This window comes from Peribacillus folii (assembly GCF_030271255.1).
Lineage (GTDB): Bacteria > Bacillota > Bacilli > Bacillales > DSM-1321 > Peribacillus.
Genome location: NZ_JASJOM010000003.1, coordinates 330,133 through 355,265, shown reverse-complemented (window position 1 = coordinate 355,265; position 25,133 = coordinate 330,133). Strand labels below are relative to the sequence as shown.

Below are 25,133 nucleotides of genomic sequence, written 5' to 3'. Positions count from 1 at the left end.
TGAGCGACGCCTCATCACATCCTTGATAGGAAGTTAGGCAAAAAGTTGAATTTCAAAGGGGGTCCGGAATATTCCGGACCCCCTTTGTCTCAAAATGAGCAGGGATTTTATAGCCCTGGTTCCTCATTCACAAATCCTTCAGCAAGTAATGGCAGCCGTATTTCACACTTCTAATGCGATTCTGCTCCCTGCTGCCTGAGAGATTCAGCTCTTTGCAATCAGTTTTTCCATCCCGATATGAGATGCCAATGAATACGGTGCCAACAGGCTTTCCTTCTTGTTCATCAGGACCTGCAACACCCGTAAAGCTTATGCCTATGTCCGCATCATGCATTTTCCGGACATTGGAAGCCATCTCCTTTGAACATTCACCGCTGACAACACCATGCTCGGAAATGAGCGCTTCGCTGACGCCAAGTACAGTCGACTTCGCCTCATTCGTATAACTGACGATGCCGCCCTTAAAGACTTTACCGGCACCCGGAATGGTTGTCAGCTGTTCCTGAAACATCCCGCCGGTCAGGCTTTCTGCAGCCGCGATCGAAAGTTTGCGGACCGTTAATTCTTTTACAAGTTCCTTGATGAGCGAAGTATTGTCATTTCCGTAATGAAACCGTCCGACCCTGTCCAGGATTTCTTTTTCCGCGGCTAAAATGAGCTCTTCGCATTTTTGTTTGGACGAGTCCTTCGCAGTAATCCTTAACGTCACTTCACCTTCGGCAGCAAGCGGTGCAATCGTCGGATTCGTTTGATTGACAAGAAGATCCTCTATCACCGTTTCCAATTCCGCTTCACCGATGCCAAAAAACCGGAGTACTTTCGAATCGATTCGTTCATGCTTATCCAATTTATTCATGATCGATTCATAGCCATAACTTAAAAACATCGGTTCCATTTCACTAGGAGGTCCGGGGAGAAGCATATATGTAATCCCGGATTTGGACAAGACCATTCCCGGTGCCATGCCATGATCGTTTGCCAACACCTCACTGCCTTCTAAAACGAGGGCCTGCTTTTTGTTATTTTCCGTCATTGGCCGCTCCCGTTTTTGAAAGTAAGCTTCGATGGATTTAAGGGCATCATCGTTAAAAACGAGCTTCTTGCCAATATGCCGAGCAATCGTTTCCTTCGTTAAATCATCCTTGGTGGGTCCCAGCCCACCAGTAAAGACAATCAGATTCGCCCTTGATTCCGCAATCTCGATTGCTTGCTGCAAACGACGGTCATTATCACCTACCACCGTATGGTAAAAAACATTGATTCCCATTTGGGCAAACTGCTGTGATAGAAACCTCCCATTAGTGTTATTGATTTGTCCTAAAAGTAGCTCGGAACCTACTGCAATGATTTCTGCATCCATCTTTACATGACCACCCATCCGTTTTACTTAGAATTAACAAATACTTGTTTGTTCTTGACGAAATAATCCAAGCCGGACCATATCGTGAAGATTAATGCAATCCATAATGCAAGATTGGCAAACGGAAGTGAAAGGAGGGCAAATGGAAGGTTATGCAGCAATAATGCTGAAATCGCAACAATTTGCGCCCACGTTTTAATTTTTCCAAGCTGGTTCGCCGCTACGACTTCTCCCGTGCCGGCAAGTACCAGACGCAGTCCCGTCACAGCGAACTCACGGCTTATGATGACGATGGCAATCCAAGATTGTCCGTACATCAAATCCAAGTCGACCAAAACAATCAGGGCAGCCGAAACAAGAAGCTTATCGGCCAAAGGATCCAGGAACTTCCCTAAGTCGGTAATCAGATTATATTTCCTTGCAAAATGTCCATCGATCCAATCCGTCGTGGAAGCGATTATGAAGAGAAGTGCTCCAGCCAAATGTGCAATTGGCAAGCTATGCCCCCCCCATGTCAGCGTCCCCCATGAGAAAGGTACGAGCATGATGATTAAAAAAACCGGTATTAAGCAAATTCTTGCTACTGTAATCTTATTAGGCAGATTCAAAACATTTACCTCCAAAATTCACGCCTGCCCCTCGGGGCAGGTCAATGCGTTATATATCTAAAAATATGGCGATGGGCCATCTTGATGCATATATGTATACTTTAACTCAAAACCCAGCCTTATATGCCGGCTGTGCCTAAACCGTGCTTTATATCTTTAGAGAAAAAATAGTCATCTATAAGATGACTATTCGGCTTTCGTAAATTGTATCGTGACCAATTGCGTATTCACTTCAGTTGGTGAAATGGAATACTCCAGCTTCTCATCATTCACATAAATATCAGTTTCATAGGCCCTGCCTATATTGATGACAGCTTCCTTTTCATTGGTGAAATCAATTTCCTCACTCTTTCCCTTGTCGATGGTGCCCTGGTAAAGCAATTTGCCTTCACCATTTTTAATGCCAACCCAAGGTGAGCCAGTGGATGTCACTTTTAATTTGAACGTATCCGTGTCTTTCAATTCATAGGTGCTATTTTTACCGCTAGAACTGATGACCGCGAGCTTTTGTTCTTTCTTTTCATCATCTTTTTTAGCATCAGGGTCAACTTTATCCTTTTCATCGGAAGAAGCTGGCTGCTTTTCTTCGTCCTGTTTCTTGCTTGCATTCTTTTCTTCCTTGTCAAACTCTTCACTCTTGCCGTAGTCCACGGACTCACTTTGTTTCTCGTCCTTTTTATCAGCGGTATCCGGTTTACTCATGTAGCTCGATACCAGCACATATATTAAGATGGCGGCACCAATGACCAAAACGACGGCCAAAATCTTCGGTAGCATTTCAACAACCTTGGAATCTCCTGCAGGCAGTGTTTTACGAGATTGGACCCTTGAAAGCTGTTCCGGTATTTCCTCGCTGTATACGGAAGGGACCTCGCTCTTATATTGTTCAAAAATCTCTTCCGAATCAAGGCCGACCGCTTCACAGTATTGCTTGATGAATGCCCGTACATAAAACTTTCCAGGCATCATGCTATAATTTCCTTCTTCAATGCCAACAAGGTAACGTTTTTGGATCTTCGTTAACTCCTGTAAATCTTCTAAGCTAAGGCCCTTGGCTTCCCTAGCTTCCTTTAATCGATTACCTAACTCAGTCAAATCAAAACACCTGCCATTTTAAAAGTCAAAGGAACCAAAATCGGACCCCGAAAACTGGTCTTTTTGGTCGACAACTTCATATGTTATTTCTTCGTCTGGATTGTTTCGCAGCTCTATAATATAATCAAAGTCTTCGAGAGTATATTCCGTATTTTGGACAAATACATCAGGATGTTCAATGACCTTGACCGCATCAAGCCTCATGATTTCACGAATCAACTGCCAATGCCGCTCATTTGCTCGGCGAGTGGAAACAATTCCGTCTAAAATGAACAAATTATCATTATTGTATTCATCCTCGATAAGCTGGCTGCGAATGGTCTGCTTTAAAAGGGTGGACGACACAAATAACCATCTTTTGTTTGCACATACGCTCGAGGCTACGATCGATTCGGTTTTGCCGACACGCGGCATACCTCGTATCCCGATTAATTTATGCCCTTCCTGCTTGAATAGCTCGGCCAGGAAATCGACAAGCAAGCCTAGCTCATCACGAACGAACCTAAAGGTGTTCTTCTCATCCGCATCGCGCTGGATATAACGGCCATGCCTGACTGCCAGCCGGTCGCGTAATTTTGGCTCCCTAAGCTTAATGACCTTTATCGTATCCATCGTATGGAGGATTGATTCAAATCTTTCTATATTACGGCTATCTTCCGCTTTTAAAAGTAAACCGCGCCTGCCTTCATCTACACCGTTTATCGTAATGATGTTGATGGACAGCATGCCCAGCAAGGATGAAATATCCCCTAATAAACCAGGGCGGTTGACTTGGATTTCATATTCAAAATACCATTCTTTATTCTCCACGATAACACTCCTTAAGCCTAACAGCTTTTACCCATACATCCGAGCAAAACTTATCCATCGTAAATTTCAAGGTTTGTACGCATTAATTATTGTCTAGCTTCTATAATATAGCATTTCGTGAGAAGTTAAAAGGAAAAACCCCATAAAAGCTTCATTTTTATATTCGAGGATAATTATCGGCATATCCTCAAGCCAAAGGCCCTGTTAATAAATAACAGGGCCTTTTGGCTTGAGGTATTTACTTAGTTCCGTTGTTCTCGACTAACTTTACCATAACGCTTGCCATGGCATGTTTTTCTTGTTCGCTGGCGACTGACCAAAGATCAGCAAGGACTTTTTCTTGATCATTTTGAGGCTCAACCTGCTTAGCCAAATAATCACCGATTTCGAAAGCCAAGTTGTTGACAGCACCTTCGGATAATCCCTGTTGCTCACCTTGATTTAATCTGTCGCCTAAGAAATTTTTCCATTGATCCCAATTGTCTAATACAGACATGAATGGTCACCCTTTCCTTCAAAATGGTACAAAGATATTTTGTGAAGGAACGGAGAAAATTATACATGCCATACAAAAAAATCATGTGTACCATCCACCATTGACACCTAAAATTTGTCCTGTAATATAAGATGCCTTGTCGGAAAGTAAATAGAAAACAGCCTCGGCGACTTCATTTGCGTTCCCCATCCTGCCCATTGGAATATCCCCCTTGATGATTTCCAGATCGTCAGCACTGAAAGATTCAAGCATGGATGTTGAAATTGCACCGGGAGCAACTGCATTCACCCGGATTCCATTGAGTGAGACTTCCTTGCTCAATGCTTTAATGAAAGCATTTTGCCCACCCTTGACCATTGAATATAATACCTCACAAGAAGCCCCTGTTTGGCCCCATATGGATGTGACGGCCACAATGGCAGCCCGTTCCTGGTACATCAACTTGGGAAGCAGTGCTTTCGTTAATTGGAAAGGACTTGTTACATGCAATTGGACCATTTCATTGACAACCCTGTCATCCATGTCTGATATGAGCCCATAATAGCTATTGCCGCTATTGAGGACAATGGCATGAAGGGAGAAAATATTTTCCGCCAATATTTTGTACCCATCCGGTGTAGACAAATCCGCTTGTATGGGAATGAGTTCTACTTGGTGAGGCTTCAGTTCTTCTATCAAGTCGATGATCGCCTCTTCATTACTATTATAATGTAAATAAAGTGAATAATTCTCTTCTGCAAGCTTGATGGCAATTTCCCTGCCGATTCCTCCACTGGCACCAGTTATAAGGGCAAAACGTTTCCCCACATTCCAGCCCCCTCTACTATTATTTAGGAAGTACCTCGCAGACGGTCATCCGTTCCTCTGCGATTAAATCTGCCGCGACCTTCCTGATATCTTCTATCGTAAGTTTTTCAAGCACCGATACCACATCAAACAAGTTCATATCATTGAATGCATATCGGGTGAACTGATTGGCGATATATTCCGGTGAATTCAACGAACGGAGGAATGAACCGATTTTTTTCTTGATCGTCCTATGCAGGCTTTCTTCATTTAGACCCGTTCCCGCTTTCGATTTTTCCAAAATCGAAAATATGGACTTAGTCAGTTCTTCCGGCTTGGCACTGTCGCCGCCTACCAATGCAAATCCAAAGCCCCGCTCTTGTGTATAGTCATATGAAAAGCTTTGATCGATCAGCCCCTCCCCGTAAAGTTCCTCATGCAAAGGCGAGCTCTTGCCAAACAGCATTTCCAAATAAATATTGGTCGCCAGTTCCCTTTTCAAAAGCTGTACACCTGATAGATGAACATCTGTGGCCTTGATTCCAATCATGACCTTCGGAGTCTGGACATTCATTTTCAAGATTTCCTTTTTCTTAGCAACGGTGTTTGGCTCATCTTCAAATTTACGCTCCACATCAGGCTGTTCATTATAGCCTTTGTTAGTTTGATTATCGCGGATTAACTTCATGGTACTCTCCACATCAACAGGTCCTACAACGAACAGAAGCATGTTACTCGGATGGTAAAACGTGTTATAGCATTCATACAGCATATCTTTCGTAATATCGGCAATCGATTCCACAGTACCGGCAATATCGATTTTTACGGGATGATGATGAAACATGTTGGCAATCGTCCCGAAATATAGCCGCCAGTCAGCATTATCATCATACATTTTGATTTCCTGCCCAATGATTCCCTTTTCCTTCTCTACCGTCTTTTCCGAGAAGTAGGGATCTTGGACAAAATCGATTAAGGTCGTTAAATTCTTATTGAAATCGGACGTGCTTGAAAACAGGTAGGCCGTACGGGTAAAAGAAGTGAAAGCATTTGCCGAGGCGCCCTGCTTTGAGAATTGCTGAAAAACATCGCCATCTTCCTTTTCAAAAAGCTTATGCTCAAGAAAATGGGCAATTCCATCAGGAACCTTAGAAAATTCCGTTTCTTTCAAAGGCTTGAAATGATTGTCCACGGAGCCATAATTCGTCGTGAACGTCGCAAATGATTTATTGAATCCTGCTTTCGGAAGGATATAGACCTCAAGGCCATTGTCCATTTTTTCATGAAAAAGTTCTTCCTTCAATTGAGTGAATGCTATTTTCTCCATTACTCTTGCACCCCCGCTTCTGTTAGGAAATAAATTGTATCGAGCTGAATTTTCTTGCCTACGGCAACGATTTCTTCCTTCGTCGTCCGTTCCGTTTCGGCAAACCAATCGTCGAGTGAAATGTTTTGCCCGGATATCACATTATGGTACAAAATTTCCACCAGACCCCTGGAAACGTCGATCGTTTCAAGAAGCTGATTCTTTACGACCGCCTTCGTCTGTTCCAGTTCAGCCTCGGAGAAATTCCCCTGCTTCATTTCATTCATTTGCGCATGAATGATTTCGAGTGCTTGCTTGTAATTCACATTTTCAATTCCCGCCATGACCATCAATAGCCCTTTATGGCTTTCGAGCCTTGAAGCGGCATAATACGCTAGACTGGCTTTTTCCCTGACATTGATGAATAGTTTTGAATGTGAAAAACCGCCAAAAATTCCATTGAAAAGCTGCAATGCATAATAATCAGGGTCGCCATAGGCAACATGGGTCCGGTAGCCGATATTCAATTTACCTTGTTTGACATCCGAGTTTTCGATGACTTCCTTTTCTTTCCCTACTTCCTTGCCGGTATTCCTTGGCAAACGTACCGGTTCCCGATCCTTCAATGATACATACTTCTCAGCTAAAGCCTCCACCTCTGATTCAACGATGTCACCTATTACATATAAGTCGATTTCATCTTCAGCCAGCATTTTTTGATAATAAGAGAAAAGGGATTCTGGCGTTATCGTTTCCAAGTCCTCTAGATTGCCACTCGCTTCAAGGGCATAAGGTTCGGCTTTGCACATTTCTTCGACAAGCCTGGTCGCTGAATAGCGCATCTTATCATCGGAAATGGATTGAAGGCGCTGTTTCAAGGAACGGATTTCATTGGAAACCGTTTTAGGATCAAATGCTTCGCCATTCTTTTTCGGGTGAAAGATCACCTCCGATAATAAATCGAAAGCTTTTTCAAGAAGCGGTGCGGAATCACTAAGAAATTTTTCATTGACGATATCAATGGTGAAACTAACGATTTGATATTCTCCCTTTTTTGCGACATCCACATAGAAACTCGCCCCGTATAATTCATCAAGATATGATCGAAGCTCAGGCGTTGTAGGATATTTACTCGTATTGCTCTGCAGCACATACGGCACCAATGCGCGATATGTAACCTTTTCCTTCGTCAAGGGAGCTTTCAGCTTCAGCACGAGTGTATTCGTTTTATATTTATCCGTACGGACCACATGAAGTTTGTAGCCGCTTTTTTCCTTTATTATATCGGAAGCGATAGACATGAATAATCCTCCTCATTATATGAATCACCTTTAGTAGCTTATTGTTTGTATTTAGGAACCCTTTTAAACATCTACTTAAAATATACATGTGAAAGGAAAAATCATGCAAGTAACAGGCACTTTTTTTAGGTTTTCACCCTTGCTTTCATCCACCCGCCAACCCTTTGCCTTTATCCTACGAAAAAACCGGTCAGCACAGTTGACTGACCGGAGCAATCATTATCTTTTCCCTTTGATATACGGCTGTCCCGATGCTTTTGGAGCATCTGCACGGCCAATGAATCCTGTTAGGGCAATGATTGTCAAGATATATGGCATGATCAATAAAAATACGGACGGAATGTCTTTAATGAACGGAAGGCTGGAACCCACGATGCTTAAGCTTTGCGCCAAACCAAAGAATAACGCAGCACCCATTGCTCCAAGTGGGTTCCACTTACCGAAAATCATCGCGGCAATGGCCATGAAACCTTGTCCATTGATGGTCGTATGACTAAAGTCATTCGCAAATAAAGTCGCATGGATTGCTCCCCCGATTCCCGCAAATGCTCCAGATAGAAGCACAGCTTGATATCGGATCTTAGTCACATTCACACCCATTGTATCAGCAGCCATCGGGTGCTCTCCCACCGAACGGAGGCGAAGCCCAAATGGTGTTTTAAAAATGATATACCAAACGATGATTGCCACAATGATGGCCAGATAAGCAATATAGTAGCCGTTTGAAAACAAGATTGGCCCTATGAAAGGGATATCGCTCAGCAATGGAATATCTATCCTCGGGAAAGTTTCGGCAATGATATCCGTTTGCCCTTTATCATAAATCTTCTTAACAAGAAATAATGTAAGCCCTACCGCCAATAAGTTTATAGCCACCCCGCTAACGGTTTGATCGGCGCGGAATGTTATGGAAGCGACGGCATGAAGCGTTGAAAATAGCAAAGCGGCAATCATGGCGACTAAAACGGAAAGCCATGGCGTCCAGGCTCCCAATACATCTGCATACATTAAGTTAAAGACGATTCCGGTGAAGGCCCCAATCACCATTAGCCCTTCCAGCCCGATATTGATAACACCAGATCGTTCAGAAAATACACCACCAAGCGCAGTGAAAATCAGCGGGGCAGCGTAAGCAATCATGGACGGAATGATGATTTGTAGCACCTGATAAAAGTCCACTTATTTCGCCCCCTTCTTAAAGCGTTGCACAATCCAGCGGATAAAATAGCTGGAGGCAACAAAAAATATAATCAATGCAATGACGATATCAACAATTTCACTTGGAATGCCTGTCTGTAATGGCATATTGATCGCGCCTGCTTTAAGGCCGCCGAACAAGAAAGCTGCCAGGACAACCCCGATTGCCGAGTTGGCTCCCAACAAGGCAACGGCAATCCCATCAAACCCGATTCCCGTAAATCCACCTTTAATCGCTGCATAACCAAAAGTACCCAGACCCTCCATCGCTCCAGCCAGGCCAGCAAATGCACCGGAGATGACCATGGATAAAATGATATTTTTGTTTACGCTCATACCGGAATATTCGGAAGCCTGCTGATTGAACCCAACAGCTTTCAACTCGAAACCGGTTTTCGTCTTTTCCAGGATGAACCACATGATGAACACACAGATGATCGCAATGAAGATTCCCCAATGAAGTCGGGAGAAATCTGTTAAACTCTCAAAAAACGGCGAGCGGAGGGATGCCGTTTCAGCAATCCGTTCCGTTTTATCCTGATTATCGGAAATGACATTTTGTATTAAGTAGTTCGTTACATACAAAGCGGTATAATTCAGCATGATGGATACGATTACTTCATGCACGCGAAATTTAGCCTTCAAGAACCCTGGAATAAAAGCCCAAAGCGATCCAGCTACAGCACCCGCAAGTATGGCTAATGGCAAGTGAATGATTTTCGGGAGATCAAACGCTACCCCGACCCATACTGCTGCAAGCCAGCCAACGATTAATTGACCTTCGACACCAATATTGAACAAACCTGTTCTAAACGCGAAGGCAACAGCTAAACCAGCAAGGATATATGGTATGATCGTTCGTAAAGTTTCACCAGTATAATAGGAATCGCCAGCGATTCCGGCCAACATTGCCCCATACCCTTCAACTGGGTTATATCCACTCACTAACATGATAATTGCCCCAGCAAGCAATCCTAGGATTACGGCAAATAAGGGACTCGTTAATTTATAAAAATATTTAGACATGTTCTCTTTCACCTGCTTCCGGACGCTTGCTTCCAGCCATTAATAGTCCCAATTCCTGTTCTGTCGTTTCTTTTGGATCGACAATCGCAACGATTTCCCCTTCATAAATGACGGCGATCTTATCGCTGACATTCATGATTTCATCGAGTTCAAAAGAGATGAGAAGTACCGCTTTACCAGCGTCACGTTGTTCAATTAACCGACGGTGGATGAACTCGATCGCACCGACATCCAACCCGCGTGTAGGCTGGGCCGCAATCAATAAATCAGGGTTTCTATCCACTTCTCGGCCAATGATCGCTTTTTGCTGGTTACCACCAGACAGTGCCCTGGCAGGCGTATATTCGTCTGGTGTCCTCACATCATATTCCTTAATGATCGTGCGGGCCTTATCGAAGATTTTCTTCGAATGCAAAATGCCGCCTGACGAAAAAGGTTCTTGATAATAAGTTTGCAGTACGATATTTTCCCCAATGCTAAAGTCCAGCACAAGCCCATGTTTATGACGATCCTCAGGAATGTGCCCTACTCCAGCCTCAGTGATTTTACGAGGTTTCATATTCTGTATTTGTTTGCCGTTCAGTGATATAATTCCATTAGTCACTTTCTTTAAACCCGTAAGAGCCTCGATAAGTTCCGACTGTCCGTTGCCATCCACTCCCGCAATTCCGATGATTTCACCAGCACGTACAGAAAGGTCAAGGTTATGGACCGCCGATACACCACGGGAATCTTTCACTTCCAGATTCTTCACTTCCAGTACGACTTCTTGAGGAGTTGCTGCGGATTTATCCGTTTTGAAAACGACATCTCTTCCAACCATTAGACTGGCCAGTTCATTAGGGTTTGTTTCCTTTACATTGACTGTCCCAATGCCCTTTCCTTTTCTAATGACCGTAACTCGATCGCATACTTCCATAATTTCCTTTAACTTATGGGTAATCAGGATTATGGACTTACCTTCCTTAATCAGGGCCTTCATGATCGTGATCAATTCTTTTATTTCCTGAGGTGTCAATACAGCTGTAGGTTCATCAAATATCAGTATTTCCGCACCTCTGTACAGGGTTTTCAAAATTTCCACCCTCTGCTGCATCCCTACGGAAATATCAGCAATTTTCGCATCCGGATCGACACTTAAGTGGTACCGTTCCGAAAGCTTCCTTACCTCTTCACTCGCTTCCTTTACATTGACCTTTCCAAATTTCGATGGTTCTTTTCCTAGAATGATATTTTCGGTAACAGTAAATGGATCTACCAGCATAAAATGCTGATGCACCATACCGATGCCGAGGTCATTGGCAATATTCGGGCTTGTAATTTGAACAACCTGCTCATTGACACGAATTTCTCCCTGTTCTGGCTGATATAAACCGAACAGGACATTCATTAGCGTGGATTTTCCAGCTCCATTTTCGCCTAACAATGCGTGAATTTCCCCTTTTTTCACCTGAAGGGTTATATTATCATTCGCAACGATACCTGGAAATTCTTTACGGATATTAAGCATCTCAATTACATGTTCCACGTATAATCAACTCCTATAGAAATGAGGATTCTGATACCTAACTAGGAGATATTGATAGATTCCTAATAGTTCTCATTTGGTTTTTTTCATAAAAAACCAAATGAAAAACTACAAAATCCGTCATAGTCTTTCATTCGGTTTTTCATACATATGAAATAGGATAGAAGGCCTTTAACAGGCCTTCTCATTCCTTATCATTTCTGACTGAATTATTTAAATCCCAATTCCTTTAATTCTTTTTCAGTACCAGGAGTTTTTTGTTCGCCAGATTTAATTTTTTCGATGTATTCATTAACCGCTTTCAATGATTCTTCCGAAACATTTTCTTGAGATTCCGAAATCATGATCCCGTTTTCTTCAAGACCGTATTCAATCGTTTCCCCACCAGGGAAGTTACCCTCTTTTGTCTTTTTCGCCAAATCTTGAACTGCTACATCCACACGTTTTACCATTGATGTCAAAGTAACATTGTAATCTTTTCCATCAACTTTCAAAGCGCCTTCTTCTTTTTGGTCACGGTCTACCCCGATAACCCAAATATCTTTTTTAGGATCTTTTTTCTTCAATTCCTTGGCTGAAGTGAATACACCGTTTCCTGTTCCGCCAGCTGCTTGGTAAATGATATCGATTCCAGAAGAATACATGTTATTTGCCATTTGCTGACCTTTTGCTGCATCCCCAAACGACCCCGCATATTGCGCTGTAATTTTCGCATCCGGATTCACTGAAAGGACACCTGCTTTAAAACCTACTTCAAATTTCTTGATCAATTCTGAATCGACACCGCCGATGAAGCCGACTTTATTTGATTTCGTCTGTAAACCGGCAATAACCCCCACAAGGAATGACCCTTGTTGCTCTTTAAATACGATACTCGCAACATTATCTTGTTTAACAACGCTGTCCACGATTGCAAATTGGGAGTTAGGGCGTTGTGTAGCAACCTCATCAACCGATTCCGCCAATGCGTACCCGATCGCATAAATGATGTTGTAATTTTCTTTTACTAGCGTATTTAGGTTCGTCGTATACTCTGAATCTGATTTTGACTGAATGTAATTATAGCCGTCTTTTCCTTTTTCCAATCCATTATCTTTACCAAAAGCTTGAAGACCTTCCCAAGCAGATTGGTTGAAGGATTTGTCATCGATTCCGCCAATATCGGTAACCATAGAAACTGTGAAATTATCTTTCTTGTCTTTTCCATTTGAAGAATCTTTATCATCATTCTCTGAATTACCACATGCTCCCAATAACGTGCCAGCTGCAAGAACAAGTGATAGAGCTAGACCAAATTTGCGCTTTTTCAATTTTTATCCCCCTAATGTACATAGTTTGTAGAGCAGGAATGTTCTGAAAAGTCATTCATGTTTGCGTTTTCACTTCTCGTTAATTTTTTTTACCCACGTTTGTTTTCAGTACAAGCGCTTGCATTCATCCGCAAGTAAAAAATAAAGGTTATACTCGTTTACGGAGAACATGAAAACTGAACATATTGGCTTTAAAGTAGTTAACGGAATACAGGATCGGCTGGTCCCAATCATCGAGATGCATCTGCTTTAAAACAAGCAGCGCCGCTTCTGGAGTGCATTTAAGGATAGGAGAAACCTTCTCATGGTATCCAATAGGCTCGATTTCAGCCACGGCATACGTAATTTTACGATTTGCATCCCTTTCCAATATATCGAAAAGCGACTCATCGTTCCGGTCGAAATTTTCTGATAGTATTGATTCAGGAATTTTATCGACACAATAAATTACCGGCTCTCCATTCGCTGTCCTTACACGTTCGATGATCACGATGCGCTCATCAGGTGAGCAAGAAAACCTGCGTATATCTTCCTCCGTCGGTTCTTGAGCCGTCAAGCTTAAGAAAATCGTACCAGGCTTCATCCCTGCCTCTTCAATCATGGAAGTGACACTTTTTAATTGCTCGATACCTGAAGTGAAACGAGGTTTTGGATTGACAAAAGTACCAACTCCGTGGCGGCGAATGATGATATTTTCTTCCTCTAAGATTCGCAGCGCTTCCCGAAGTGTCGCCCTACTCACGCCCAGCTTTTTTGCAAGATCGAATTCAGAAGGGAATTTTTCATTTTCCTGATAGACTCCTGCTTCAATGTCCTGCTTCAGGTAATCAATGACCTGCAAGTATAAATGTCGACTATCTGATTTTATTGACATACAGTTTCCCCCAGCTAATTTCTTAAGACATCAGACCTCTGATGTTGAATCATTCCTACTAATCGAAAATAATATAACATTTTTTTTCATATAAATAAATAGTGTTTTCCTATTTCTCAGAAAAGAATTTAGGAGGAATTACCCTCATCTATGTCTTTCAATCTAGTAAACTCAACGAAAATTGCACGATTATTCTCCTAAATCAGATTAAAAAAAATTTTTGGAATGCAAATGGAACGCAGCCTGCTTTCTTCTCAAGTTGCCGTTTTCCTGTATAATAGGGTTATCTTCTTTGAAGGGATGTACACACGATGTTAACTATAACAGAATACAGTATCGAAAAATTGAATGACCCATTCGGGATTTTATCCGGGGAGCGTTACGAATTATTCCTGGATATCGAGGTGCCGGAAGAGGATGAGCTCTTCTCGGAAAATGGTTTATATATCCGGGTGCTTTTTGCTGTTGAAGAACAAGCAGGCAAACTGATTAAATATGATATTTTTGAAAAAGGGAATGAAGGAGCGCTCGATTTCGATTTAGAGGACGATGAAGAAGCGATGATTGCCGCCTTCTGCCTTAAGCATTTGGATGAAGCGATGAATAATTAAAAAACCGGGCAGCTGCCCGGTTTTTTTTATGATAAATGCGCTTCATCCTGCACATCTTTTGACACCAATACAGTCCGTGGTTTGCTGCCTTCATAAGGACCGACGATTCCCCTTGCTTCCATTTCATCGATGAGCCTCGCTGCCCTGGTGTAGCCGATCCGGAAGCGGCGCTGCAGCATGGAGACCGATGCGGTTTGCATTTCCATGATCAATGCCACGGCATCTTCGTATAAGTTATCGTCCACTTCACCGGCTGATGTTTCGGTGATTTCATCCGGAATCATTTCTTCGTTATACTGTGCTTTTTGCTGTGAAATGACATATGTGACGACCTCCTCTACTTCGTTATCGGAGAGGAACGCTCCTTGAACCCGGACAGGTTTTGAAGCCCCCGCTGGCAGGAATAGCATATCTCCCCTGCCTAACAGCTTTTCTGCACCGCCCATGTCCAGGATGGTTCTTGAATCAGTCATCGACGAGACGCTGAATGCAATCCTGGATGGAATGTTCGCTTTTATGACGCCTGTTATGACATCCACGGAAGGCCGCTGAGTGGCAATGATCAAATGGATGCCGGCAGCCCTTGCCATTTGTGCAAGCCGTGTGATGGCATCTTCTACATCGTTAGAGGCAACCATCATTAGATCTGCCAGCTCATCAACAATGACCACGATATAAGGCAGCAGCGGCTGCTTGGCATCTTCTTCAATGTTATACCGGTTAATATAATCGTTATAGCCTTCAATATTGCGGGTACCTGAATGCGAAAACAGCTCATAGCGGCGTTCCATTTCACTGACGACCTTTTGTAAGGCCTGTGCAGCCTTCTTTGGATTCGTCACGACTGGAGCAAGCAAGTGGGGAATGCCATTATAGACATTTAGCTCCACCATTTTGGGATCGATCATCATCATTTTCACTTCATGCGGTTTTGCCCGCATCAGGATGCTCGTGATGATGCCGTTGATACAAACGGATTTCCCGCTCCCTGTCGCTCCGGCAACCAGTAAATGGGGCATTTTATTAAGCTCCGCCTTAACCGCTTCACCAGAAATATTCCTCCCCAAACCGATTTGCAGTTTTGCATCGGGCTTGTCCACTTCCTTCGCCTCCAAAACTTCCCTTAAGGAAACCATCGCCACTTCGGAGTTGGGCACCTCAATTCCTATCGCTGATTTACCTGGTATCGGAGCCTCGATCCGGATGTCCTTCGCAGCGAGAGCCAGTGCCAAATCATCGGAAAGGCTGACAATTTTGCTTACCTTCACCCCTACATCGGGATGAACTTCATATTTGGTAACCGCCGGTCCCAAATGGACTTGCGTGACCCTTGCCTTCACCCCGAAGCTATTGAAGGTGCGCTCAAGTTTTGCTGCATTTTCATGAATCAGTTGATATTCTCCGCTTTGATCCGTTTTTTTAGGCTGCAATAATAAGGAAAGCGGCGGCAACAGATATTCTTTGTTTTCCACTTCACTGAAATCCATCGGCAAGACCGCATCATCCTGTTCCTCGGAAGATTCAGGTACGGCTTCCGCAGCGACAGGAGGTTCAGCCACATCGTCAGTGTAGGCTTTATCAGCAAAGCTGGAGATGATCCTTTCCGTTGCCATCTGCGGTGTTTCTTCTTCATGATGAATGGGCTGTTCGGTTTCGGCCACAGGCTCCTTTTCGCTTTTCTTTCTTTTTTGCGGATTTTTTTTCTTTTCTTTTTTATCCTCATTCCACGTTTTCATGTCATTTCTGAATGCCGACCATTGATTGGCGATAAAGCCCCCAAGGCCGAGGAAAAACCTTCCGAGGGTTTCACCCAAGGTTTTTCCGGTCAGTAGTACAATGCCAGTGATGATAAACAGGAAGGAAACGATCTTCGAGCCCGCTTCATCAAATAAAAAATAAGAAGACGCAAATAATATCGCTCCGATCATTCCGCCTCCCAGATCCCTCGTGCTGGCCTTTCCGGTCACTTCCATCCAGAATAATTCCCATGTATTCGAAATGACACTGGGCTTCGTGAACGGGCCGCCATCTGCCAGCATATTGAACAGCGTCACATGACTGAGCAGAAGCATGCTCGCGGCAAGGAAGTACAATCCGATGAATTGCCGTTTTAACAGGTAAGGGACCTCCCTTTTGATCATCAAGTAAAACCCTGCCGCTATGGCGGCCAGCAATATGAGGATGTACCATTCCCCCATGAAAAAGCGAATTAAAAGAACGGTCCCATTTCCCACCGCGCCTAGCTTGGCGATGGCAATCACGGCCAATCCTATTAACGTCAACCCGCTCAATTCATATTTAAGTGTCAGTTTCAATTTATCCGTACTTTTGTTTTTTCTTCGTTTCTTCTTTGCCATCATATCACCTGATTCTTTATGAAACTATTCTAACCTTCCTATTCAACATAACATCATGATTTCCCTTCACGAAACAAATGTTCGTTCAAGAATTATACCAAAAAAAGAGGAACCTGTCCTTGTTATATGTAACAATTCCACTTAAAGACCCAGAGATTGAATAAAGCAGCCAAATGGCTGCCGATGTCAATCAAGTATATCATACCTGCTTTCATTAGTCGTTTTCACTGGCCATCAATGTGTTTCCGAACACATTGATGACAGCTCCCGGATGAATGCTGGCATTCATATAGTCCGCAGGATCGGTGCTCACGATACGATCGATCCGGAATGAACGTCCGCCATCATGTTCGACCATAACATGCACACCATTATAAATCATTTCAATTACATTTGCCGTCTTTTCATAGTGATGGGGGAAGATGATTTCTTCGGGAACGATTGTATAAAGCGTCATTGCAAAAGCCCCTCCCCTTCACCGTCTGTTTTTGGCCTTCTTTCTTCCATGAAGCTGTTCAATTTCCTCATGGCCTGGCCCACTCCACCGACATCATCGATCATTCCGATTTCGACAGCCTCTGCCCCGATTACATTGGTACCGATATCACGGGTTAAATTACCTTTAGCAAACATCAAGTCCTTGAAGCTTTCTTCCGTCACATTGGAATGCCTCGTTACAAACTTGATGACTCTTTCCTGCATCTTGTCCAAGTATTCAAAGGTTTGCGGAACGCCTATCACAAGTCCTGTCAGACGAATTGGATGAATCGTCATCGTAGCCGTTTCAGCAATATAGGAATAATCACAAGAAACGGCAATCGGTACACCGATAGAATGACCTCCGCCAAGTACGATCGAAACGGATGGCTTGGAGAGGGAAGCAAGCATCTCTGCAATCGCCAGGCCCGCTTCAACATCCCCTCCCACAGTATTTAAAATGACAAGCAGTCCCTCGATGTTCGGGTTTTGCTCAATCGCCACAATTTGTGGGATGACATGCTCATATTTTGTCGTTTTATTTTGAGGCGGCAGCTGCATATGACCTTCAATTTGTCCAATGATCGTCAAACAATGGATTTTTGAGTCTTTTGATAGTTGCGGGACATTCGTAGCCCCCAGCTGCTGGATCTTTTCAATTATTGTTGAGTTCTTCCCTTCCTGCCGGCCTTCATTTTCATTTGGCAATGGTGCATTATCCACGATGCCAACCCCTTTCTCTTTTAGCCTATAGCTTTATTATGTCTCGAGTCTTCGACTTCATTCTTCAAGATATTAGAGGTTGGACAAACAAAAAGACCCCCTGACCTCACTATCAGGGGGTGCTTGCTTAATATTCCATGATGATCGGCAGGATCATTGGCCGGCGTTTCGTTTTTTCGTAGAAGAATTGGTTCAAGGCATCTCGCATTTCCTGTTTCAGCGTAGACCAATCAAACGGCTGGCGCGCTCCGTTTTTCTTGACGATTTCACTTACGATTTCAGTCGCTTCCCCGATCATTTTTTCGGATTCACGAACATAAACGAATCCCCTTGTAATGATTTCAGGTCCGGCGGCAATGCTTTTGTCCTGACGATTCAAGGTTACGACCACAATCAAAATGCCATCCTGTGATAATAAGCGGCGATCCCGGAGAACGATATTGCCGACATCGCCGACACCGCTACCGTCAATGAGGATATTTCCCGAAGTAACTTTGCCGGATAGGCCGATTTTATTCCCCTTAAGTTCGATGATGTCACCTTTTTCGGCTATCACGATATTCTCCTCTTCGATTCCTGAAGCAATACCGACTTTTTGGTGAGCATATAATTGCCGGTATTCACCATGCACCGGGATAAAGAATTTGGGATTCATCAGGTTGATCATCATTTTCAGTTCTTCCTGGCTTCCATGTCCCGTCACGTGAACCTTATATTTATTGGACGATACCACTTCAGCGCCTACACGGTAAAGCAAGTCCACCGTTTTGGATAAAATCAGTTCGCCGCCCTGTAGAGGTGAAGCACTGATCAGTACGGTATCACCTTTTTTGATCGTTACTTGCTTATGGGTCTGCTTCGCCATCTTTTGGAGCGCGGCAATCGGCTCTCCTTGATGACCTGTAGACAATACGACGATTTCGCGGTCATCATATTGGTTAATTTCATTAATTGGGATGATCAACTCTTCTTCAACCTTTAAATAACCAAGATTCAAGGCTGTTTCATATACACGCTGAAGGCTTTTTCCTACAACAGCCACTTTCCTGCGACTTGCCGCTGCTGCATTGAAAACATGTTGAATCCGGTTGATATTCGAAGCGAAGCACGCGACGATGATCCTTCCTGATGCAGCAAGGAAAGCCTCGGTAATGTCTTTGGCCACTACCGCCTCTGATGGTGTATATCCCGGCCTCTCGGCTCCCGTACTATCCGATAGCAAGCAAAGGACGCCTTCTTCGCCGATACTCGCCATTTTTCCGATCTCCGGTTTGTACAAATCGGTTGCCGCTTGATCGAATTTAAAGTCCCCCGTATACACGATAGCGCCATCGCGGGTATGAATCACCACTCCTACAGAATCGGGGATGCTATGGTTGGTCCGGAAAAAGGACACGGCTGCTTGCGGGAAACTTAACAGGGAATCGGAATCGATTTCTGTAAATGTTGCCCTTCCGTTAAACCCATCTTCCTTCAATTTCGTTTTGATCAGCGCAAGTGTAAGCTTCGTTCCGTAAACGGGTACGGGTAAAAATTTCAACACATACGCAAGCGCTCCCATATGGTCTTCATGACCATGGGTTATGAATATTCCCTGAACCCGTTCTTTATTATCCAATAGGTAGGAAATATCAGGAATGACCGCATCAATTCCCAGCATTTCTTCTTCTGGAAGCATCAAACCTGCATCCAGCAGATAGATGTCCTCATTCACCTCAACAACGTACATGTTTTTACCAAGTTCCCCTTGTCCTCCAAGAGAAATGACTTTTATGCCATTATGTTTATCTTTGCCCAATCGAATATCCTCCTTAAAATCCCGTTCATAATTTCCCAATGCCTTCATTATAACCGAAGTTCAAAAAACATGACAACACTTACCATTTTGAATGGCTTTTTTCCCGCCTGCTTTTAAAAAAAGCACTGCCGATATGTAATATATATTCTTCTTCCATAACCATGCAGTTCCAATAAACAGATTAGGAAAGCCGATTTTCTAACCGCAGCGTTTAAATATCGCCATCTGATTGGATATTCATGTAAAAACAAGCCAATCTTTAACGATCAGCTTGTTTCATCACTTTTTTATTTTTTTAATACGGAGGCTAAGGCAAGTCGTTGCTGTTCCGTCAATGGCACAATCGGCAGTCTGACGGACCCTACATCAATTCCGTTTAACTGAAGTGCCGTTTTTACCGGCGCCGGGCTTGGAGCGGCAAATATGCCTTTAATTAGCGGCAAAAGTTCCTGATGCAGCCTGGCTGCCTCTTTCAAGTTACCGCTTATGAATGCTGAAACTATTTTCTGTAGCTCATTGCCGGCTACATGGGATGCAACTGAAACGACCCCCACACCGCCAATTGCAAGTACAGGAAGAGTCAAAGCGTCGTCCCCACTGTATAATGCAAAATCATCATCCGTTCCGGCTATGATCTCGGTCATTGCGTTCAAATCCCCGCTCGCTTCTTTCACCGCTAAAACATTAGCGATTTTTGAAAGGCGGATGATCGTTGCCGGCTCAATGTTAACCGCTGCACGTCCAGGGATATTATATATCATGACAGGCAGTGTCGTACTCTCTGCGATTGCTTTGAAATGTTGGTAAAGCCCTTCTTGATTCGTCCTGCTATAATAAGGGGCCACAAGCATGATCGCATCGGCACCATTTTGTTCTGCTTTTTTGGTCAACTCGATGGAAGCATACGTATTGTTGCTGCCTGTACCCATAATGATAGGAACTCGTTTATCCACAACGTTGGAGACATGTCGCAATAAAGCAATTTTCTCCTCGGAAGATAAAGTCGGAGATTCGCCCGTCGTTCCTGAAAGCACAAGCGAATCCGTTCCATTCGCTAGTAAGTAATTGACCAATTTGGTCGTTTTTTGCAAATCGATATTTCCCTTGCTATCGAAAGGGGTGACCATTGCGGTTGATACTCTACCAAATATCATCATCTAACACCTCTTTAAACATCTTTTATTGAAATTCCGGATTATTGTATTTCACTTTCATGCAGCTGAAATGCATAGTGAAGTGAATTAACAGCTTCTTTCAAATCTTCTTCCTTGACCAGGACCCATATAGTCGTATGGCTGTCGGCTGATTGAAGGATGGCTATTTCCCTTTCCGAAAGCGCCGTTACGATCTTCGCGGCGACACCAGGCACACCGTTGATGCCTGCACCGACGACGGAGACCTTTGCGCAATTACGTTCAATCACTGGTTCATGACCAAGCTCGGCCAAAATTGAAAGTGCGAGCTCCGTCATGTCTTCTGAAACGGTATATACGACGCCGCTAGGATAAATATTTATGAAGTCGACCGAAATGGAGGCATTGGCCATTGCCTTAAAAACCTCTGCCTGCAAATTATATTGATCCTTTTTCGCGCGTACCTTGATTTGTGTTATTTTCGGGACATGGGCAATTCCCGTTACGAGCCTCTCACGGATATCACTGCCCTGGCTGCCCTTATTTACACTTGTAACAAGTGTGCCCAACCCTTCGCTGTATGTGGACCTGATCCGGATCGGCACTTTAGCCTGCATGGCAATTTCAACAGCGCGTGGATGAATGACCTTCGCGCCCTGATAGGCCATGTTGCAAACTTCCGTATATGAAACGATCGATAATGGACGTGCCTGCTCGGCAATCCGTGGATCAGCTGTCATGATGCCTTCCACATCCGTAAATATATCCACCCTCTCCGCTTGCAGGGCTGCACCTAATGCTGCCGCTGAGGTATCACTTCCACCGCGTCCAATGGTCGTGATATCCCCATTTTTAGCCGCACCCTGGAAGCCTGCTACGACGACTACATCCTTAAGTTCCAGTTCTTTCATGAGACGGTCACATTTCATTTCCATGATTTTCGCACTTGAATAGTCGGTATTCGTTAAGAATCCCGCCTGTGCCCCCGTGTATGCGACGGCATCAATACCGTGTTCTAACAGCATGTTGGTAAATACGACGGAAGATATCGTTTCACCAACCGACATAAGGAGATCCTGTTCACGTTTCGAGAGGATCGCTTTCGAGCCATTCACTAAAGAAAGTAAAGTGTCCGTTGCATAGGGATCGCCCTTCCTCCCCATCGCCGAAACCACAACCACCACTTTATAGCCTTCTTGGATTGCCTTTTCGATATGCCCCCTGGCAAACGATCGGCTTTCCTCATCACGAACGGATGTCCCACCGTATTTCTGGACAATGATTTTCATAATATGCACCCCAAATATAAGCCAGCTTCCCGCTTTGGGAAGCTGACAAAAACTCTCTATTTCAGTTGGAAATCACTTTTTTCAAATTAAGAATGAATGATTACTTGACGGTGACTAAACCTAATTTTAAAAGGCTTTCCGCAATCTGGACGGAATTCCAGGCTGCTCCCTTCAATAGATTATCGGAAACCACCCATAAATGGAAGCCTTTATCCTCATCCAAGTCCTTGCGAATCCTGCCGACGAATACGTCATTTTTGCCAACGGAAGAAGCAGGCGTAGGATAGATTTGCTGTTCCGGTTCATCCTCCAGCACTACTCCAGGAGCCGTTTTCATCAAATCCTTTATTTGAGAAGCTGACACTCCTTCCTTTTCCACTTCAATATAAACGGATTCCGAATGACCTGTTACAACAGGAAGCCTTACGCATGTTGCCGCTACCGGAAGATCATTCATATGCATGATTTTCTTTGTTTCATTAATCATTTTCATTTCTTCAAACGTGTACCCATTATCTTGGAATTTATCGATTTGAGGAATGACGTTAAATGCAATTTGATAATGCTTTTCGTCGCCCTTTACCGGTAAAATCCTTGGTTCGATTTCTTTATCATCAAGCAAGTCGCGTGCTTGTTCTTTTAATTCATTTATTGCAGCAGCCCCAGCACCTGATACGGCCTGATAGGTGGAAACTACGATTTTTGATAATCCATAGTTCTCGCGGATAGGTTCCAAAGCTACGACCATTTGGATCGTAGAACAATTCGGATTGGCGATGATCCCATTATGCTGTTTCAAATCGGCCTCGTTTACTTCAGGCACAACAAGCGGCACATTTTCATCCATGCGGAATGCACTCGTATTATCCACGACAATTGCCCCGCGTTTGACAGCTTCTGGAGCCAATTCCTTAGACACGCTTCCTCCAGCACTGAATAAAGCGATATCGATGCCTTCAAAGCTTTCAGGTTTTGCTTCCTGCACTTCGATTTCTTCGCCCTTAAACGTAAGTTTGGTTCCTGCGGAACGAGCCGATGATAAAAAGATGATCTTCTTTATCGGTAAATTCCGTTGTTCGAGTGTTGAAATCATTTGTTGTCCCACTGCTCCAGTTGCTCCCACAACTGCAATATGCAATCCCTGTGTCTCAGTCATTTGTCCATACTCCTTTTCTATCTCTAAGAATTAGTTTATTTATTGGATGTTTTTCTACTTGCTCAGAATATCATTTATTTTAACACATTAACATTCCAAAGGGTCGGACTTTAACAAAATATTCTGGTAGTGTAGTGCTTTTTATGACTTTCCACGGAAAATTCATGCATATCAATCAGTCATTTTCGCAGGGGAGCGCATATCAGGACAAGGTCAATCTAGGCTATCCTTAAACTTTTCGACGATGACTGGCTGAATCTGCTCCCTTTCAAGCGCCGATATGATCGTATCCCTTATCATGCTCATCCTTGCAACCATCGAGCTCGGCTTGCCTATTGGATTATCCTGACCATACGGAACGAAATAAACATCTTTTGCTGCCATCAGCCTCATGAGATTGACGCCATTCAGCCCGAGTGCATCGTTCGTGGATATTGCGACAACGACCGGACGGTGATTTCTCATCGTCGCTTTTGCAGCCATAAGTACGGGCGAATCGGTAAGGGCATTTGCCATCTTGCTCATCGAGTTACCTGTCAAAGGAGCGATCACCATACAATCAAGGGGCAATTTCGGCCCTAATGGTTCCGCTTTGACGATTGTATCAACGACACGATTCCCCGTCAATTTTTCAATTCTTTCAACCCAATCATCGCCCTTCCCAAAACGTGTTTCCGTATGCTGCACGGTCGAGGTTACGATTGGAATGACTTCCGCCCCTTCATTCACAAGCTTTTCAATTTCTGGAAACACTTCATCATATGTGCAATGCGACCCTGTCAATCCGAAACCAATCCGTTTCCCTTGGAGACTCATATCTTTTTCCCCTTCCTTTTCCTGAACTCATCCTGGATCAATACTCCCAGTGCGTTCGCCAATATCTGACCAGCTGTTTTCGGGGCGACTATTCCCGGTAAACTCGGTGCCAACAGCGCCTTGATTCCCCTTTTTTCAGCATAACGAAAATCCGTCCCCCCAGGTTTTGAAGCAAGGTCGATGATTAATGTATGGACGGGCATATTTGCGAGAACGTTCGCTGTAATGATTGGAAAAGGAATCGTATTAATGCAAATATCAACATTTTTCATTTCTGCGGCTAGATCATTCAAATGAAAAGGAGTTAGTGCCATTTCGCTTATCCTGGCGATATCTTCACTTCTTCTGGCCCCTACCTTCACTTTCGCGCCGAGCGCATGGAATGATCTGGCTACACTCATACCGACTCTTCCCAAACCAAGAACGGCTACATTTGATCCATGGATCGTAAAATCGGTATGCTGGATGGCCATCATGATAGCACCTTCAACGGTGGGAATGGAATTGTAAATGGCCACATCATCGCGTTCGAACAAGAGAACCAGCTTTCGATCCGCTTTTTGGAATATTTCATCGAGATATTTATTGCTGATCCCTGCATAAAAAATGCAGTGTGCCGGGGTATCTTTTATCATTTCTTCCGTCAAGACAACCTCTTCGCTGGAAAAAATCGTTTCTACTTTTCCATCAGCATCCGTGCCCCGGACAGGCAAGATTACTGAATCTAATTCCTTGAAATTTATATCTTCCATTTTTTCCTTAACCGCTCCGGTAAAAGCATGGTCGAGCTGTTCAAAACCAACTAATAATAGCTTCGCATCAAGCTCCGTCAGTTTACGGACAACTTCGAGCTGACGCGCATCTCCACCAATTACAGCGATTTGCATACCTGTGAGCATTAAAACCGTCACCTTCTTTATATAAAAGATCCTTAACATTCCCTGCTTCAAGATACATGCCAGTCATGAAGCAATTTTAATTTTTGCGACATTCTCTAGTTACCCTGCCATCTTATGTTTTCAGTTAAAAAACGGTGATAAGAAAAGAAAAAACGCCTAGCTATTCACAGCTGAGGC

At 43.7% G+C, this 25,133-nt stretch carries 23 protein-coding genes; 1 reads left to right on the top strand and 22 read right to left on the bottom strand.

Going from position 1 to position 25,133, the window contains the following annotated elements:
- Positions 1-127 precede the first annotated feature (127 nt).
- The 13 genes from QNI08_RS06795 to QNI08_RS06735 all read right to left on the bottom strand — a co-directional run bounded on the left by QNI08_RS06795 (position 128) and on the right by QNI08_RS06735 (position 13,697).
- Positions 128-1,360, bottom strand: coding sequence for a competence/damage-inducible protein A (locus tag QNI08_RS06795; protein ID WP_285766659.1), 1,233 nt, complete (start codon positions 1,358-1,360; stop codon positions 128-130).
- Positions 1,361-1,383: 23 nt separating this feature from the next.
- Positions 1,384-1,968, bottom strand: a complete 585-nt coding sequence (gene pgsA / locus QNI08_RS06790) for a CDP-diacylglycerol--glycerol-3-phosphate 3-phosphatidyltransferase (RefSeq protein WP_285766658.1) — start codon at positions 1,966-1,968, stop codon at positions 1,384-1,386.
- Positions 1,969-2,154: 186 nt separating this feature from the next.
- Positions 2,155-3,063, bottom strand: a complete 909-nt coding sequence (locus tag QNI08_RS06785) for a helix-turn-helix domain-containing protein (RefSeq protein ID WP_285766657.1) — start codon at positions 3,061-3,063, stop codon at positions 2,155-2,157.
- An 18-nt stretch (positions 3,064-3,081) separates the two neighbouring features.
- On the bottom strand, positions 3,082-3,873 hold the full coding sequence (locus QNI08_RS06780; RefSeq protein WP_285766656.1) for a DUF3388 domain-containing protein: 792 nt from the start codon (positions 3,871-3,873) through the stop codon (positions 3,082-3,084).
- A 238-nt stretch (positions 3,874-4,111) separates the two neighbouring features.
- Positions 4,112-4,369 (bottom strand): DUF3243 domain-containing protein, encoded by a 258-nt coding sequence (locus tag QNI08_RS06775; protein WP_285766655.1) that lies wholly within the window; start codon positions 4,367-4,369, stop codon positions 4,112-4,114.
- An 81-nt stretch (positions 4,370-4,450) separates the two neighbouring features.
- A complete protein-coding gene (gene ymfI / locus QNI08_RS06770; RefSeq protein ID WP_285766654.1) occupies positions 4,451-5,176 on the bottom strand; it encodes an elongation factor P 5-aminopentanone reductase in 726 nt (241 codons plus the stop codon).
- A gap of 19 nt (positions 5,177-5,195) precedes the next feature.
- Positions 5,196-6,482 carry an EF-P 5-aminopentanol modification-associated protein YfmH gene (gene yfmH, locus QNI08_RS06765; RefSeq protein WP_285766653.1) on the bottom strand — a complete coding sequence of 429 codons (1,287 nt, stop codon included), beginning with the start codon at positions 6,480-6,482 and terminating at the stop codon, positions 5,196-5,198.
- Positions 6,482-7,762, bottom strand: coding sequence for an EF-P 5-aminopentanol modification-associated protein YfmF (yfmF, locus tag QNI08_RS06760; RefSeq protein ID WP_285766652.1), 1,281 nt, complete (start codon positions 7,760-7,762; stop codon positions 6,482-6,484). The genes yfmH and yfmF overlap by 1 nt, the downstream gene beginning before the upstream one ends.
- A 219-nt stretch (positions 7,763-7,981) precedes the next feature.
- Positions 7,982-8,941 carry an ABC transporter permease gene (locus tag QNI08_RS06755; protein ID WP_285766651.1) on the bottom strand — a complete coding sequence of 320 codons (960 nt, stop codon included), beginning with the start codon at positions 8,939-8,941 and terminating at the stop codon, positions 7,982-7,984.
- On the bottom strand, positions 8,942-9,985 hold the full coding sequence (locus QNI08_RS06750; RefSeq protein WP_285766650.1) for an ABC transporter permease: 1,044 nt from the start codon (positions 9,983-9,985) through the stop codon (positions 8,942-8,944).
- Positions 9,978-11,513 carry an ABC transporter ATP-binding protein gene (locus QNI08_RS06745; RefSeq protein WP_285766649.1) on the bottom strand — a complete coding sequence of 512 codons (1,536 nt, stop codon included), beginning with the start codon at positions 11,511-11,513 and terminating at the stop codon, positions 9,978-9,980. The genes QNI08_RS06750 and QNI08_RS06745 overlap by 8 nt, the downstream gene beginning before the upstream one ends.
- Positions 11,514-11,722: 209 nt before the next feature.
- The gene (locus tag QNI08_RS06740; RefSeq protein WP_285766648.1) at positions 11,723-12,823 is read right to left on the bottom strand and encodes a BMP family lipoprotein; all 1,101 of its coding nucleotides are present in this window, start codon (positions 12,821-12,823) and stop codon (positions 11,723-11,725) included.
- Positions 12,824-12,971: 148 nt separating this feature from the next.
- A complete protein-coding gene (locus QNI08_RS06735; RefSeq protein ID WP_285766647.1) occupies positions 12,972-13,697 on the bottom strand; it encodes a GntR family transcriptional regulator in 726 nt (241 codons plus the stop codon).
- A gap of 311 nt (positions 13,698-14,008) precedes the next feature.
- Here QNI08_RS06735 and QNI08_RS06730 point away from each other — a divergent pair, with 311 nt between their 5' ends.
- Entirely contained in the window at positions 14,009-14,308 is a 300-nt protein-coding gene (locus QNI08_RS06730) for a DUF6509 family protein (protein ID WP_285766646.1), read from the top strand.
- Positions 14,309-14,334: 26 nt separating this feature from the next.
- On the opposite strand, the gene QNI08_RS06725 is transcribed toward QNI08_RS06730, so the two are convergent.
- From QNI08_RS06725 to dpaA, 9 genes are all read right to left on the bottom strand, one after another.
- Complete coding sequence (locus QNI08_RS06725; RefSeq protein ID WP_285766748.1) at positions 14,335-16,665, bottom strand: DNA translocase FtsK; 2,331 nt, start codon at positions 16,663-16,665, stop codon at positions 14,335-14,337.
- A 214-nt stretch (positions 16,666-16,879) separates the two neighbouring features.
- Positions 16,880-17,122, bottom strand: coding sequence for a YlzJ-like family protein (locus QNI08_RS06720; RefSeq protein ID WP_285766645.1), 243 nt, complete (start codon positions 17,120-17,122; stop codon positions 16,880-16,882).
- On the bottom strand, positions 17,119-17,850 hold the full coding sequence (locus QNI08_RS06715) for a ClpP family protease (protein ID WP_285766747.1): 732 nt from the start codon (positions 17,848-17,850) through the stop codon (positions 17,119-17,121). Before QNI08_RS06715 ends, QNI08_RS06720 begins: the two co-directional genes overlap by 4 nt.
- A gap of 142 nt (positions 17,851-17,992) precedes the next feature.
- Positions 17,993-19,711: a ribonuclease J gene (locus QNI08_RS06710; RefSeq protein WP_483313748.1), complete on the bottom strand. Its 1,719-nt coding sequence runs from the start codon at positions 19,709-19,711 to the stop codon at positions 17,993-17,995.
- A 239-nt stretch (positions 19,712-19,950) separates the two neighbouring features.
- Positions 19,951-20,820 (bottom strand): 4-hydroxy-tetrahydrodipicolinate synthase, encoded by an 870-nt coding sequence (dapA, locus tag QNI08_RS06705; protein ID WP_285766643.1) that lies wholly within the window; start codon positions 20,818-20,820, stop codon positions 19,951-19,953.
- A 38-nt stretch (positions 20,821-20,858) separates the two neighbouring features.
- Positions 20,859-22,085 (bottom strand): aspartate kinase, encoded by a 1,227-nt coding sequence (dapG, locus tag QNI08_RS06700; protein ID WP_285766642.1) that lies wholly within the window; start codon positions 22,083-22,085, stop codon positions 20,859-20,861.
- Between the two features lie 100 nt (positions 22,086-22,185).
- Complete coding sequence (gene asd / locus QNI08_RS06695; RefSeq protein ID WP_285766641.1) at positions 22,186-23,241, bottom strand: aspartate-semialdehyde dehydrogenase; 1,056 nt, start codon at positions 23,239-23,241, stop codon at positions 22,186-22,188.
- Between the two features lie 213 nt (positions 23,242-23,454).
- Entirely contained in the window at positions 23,455-24,057 is a 603-nt protein-coding gene (locus tag QNI08_RS06690) for a dipicolinate synthase subunit B (RefSeq protein ID WP_285766640.1), read from the bottom strand.
- Entirely contained in the window at positions 24,054-24,956 is a 903-nt protein-coding gene (dpaA, locus tag QNI08_RS06685; protein WP_285766639.1) for a dipicolinic acid synthetase subunit A, read from the bottom strand. Before dpaA ends, QNI08_RS06690 begins: the two co-directional genes overlap by 4 nt.
- Positions 24,957-25,133: the final 177 nt, after the last annotated feature.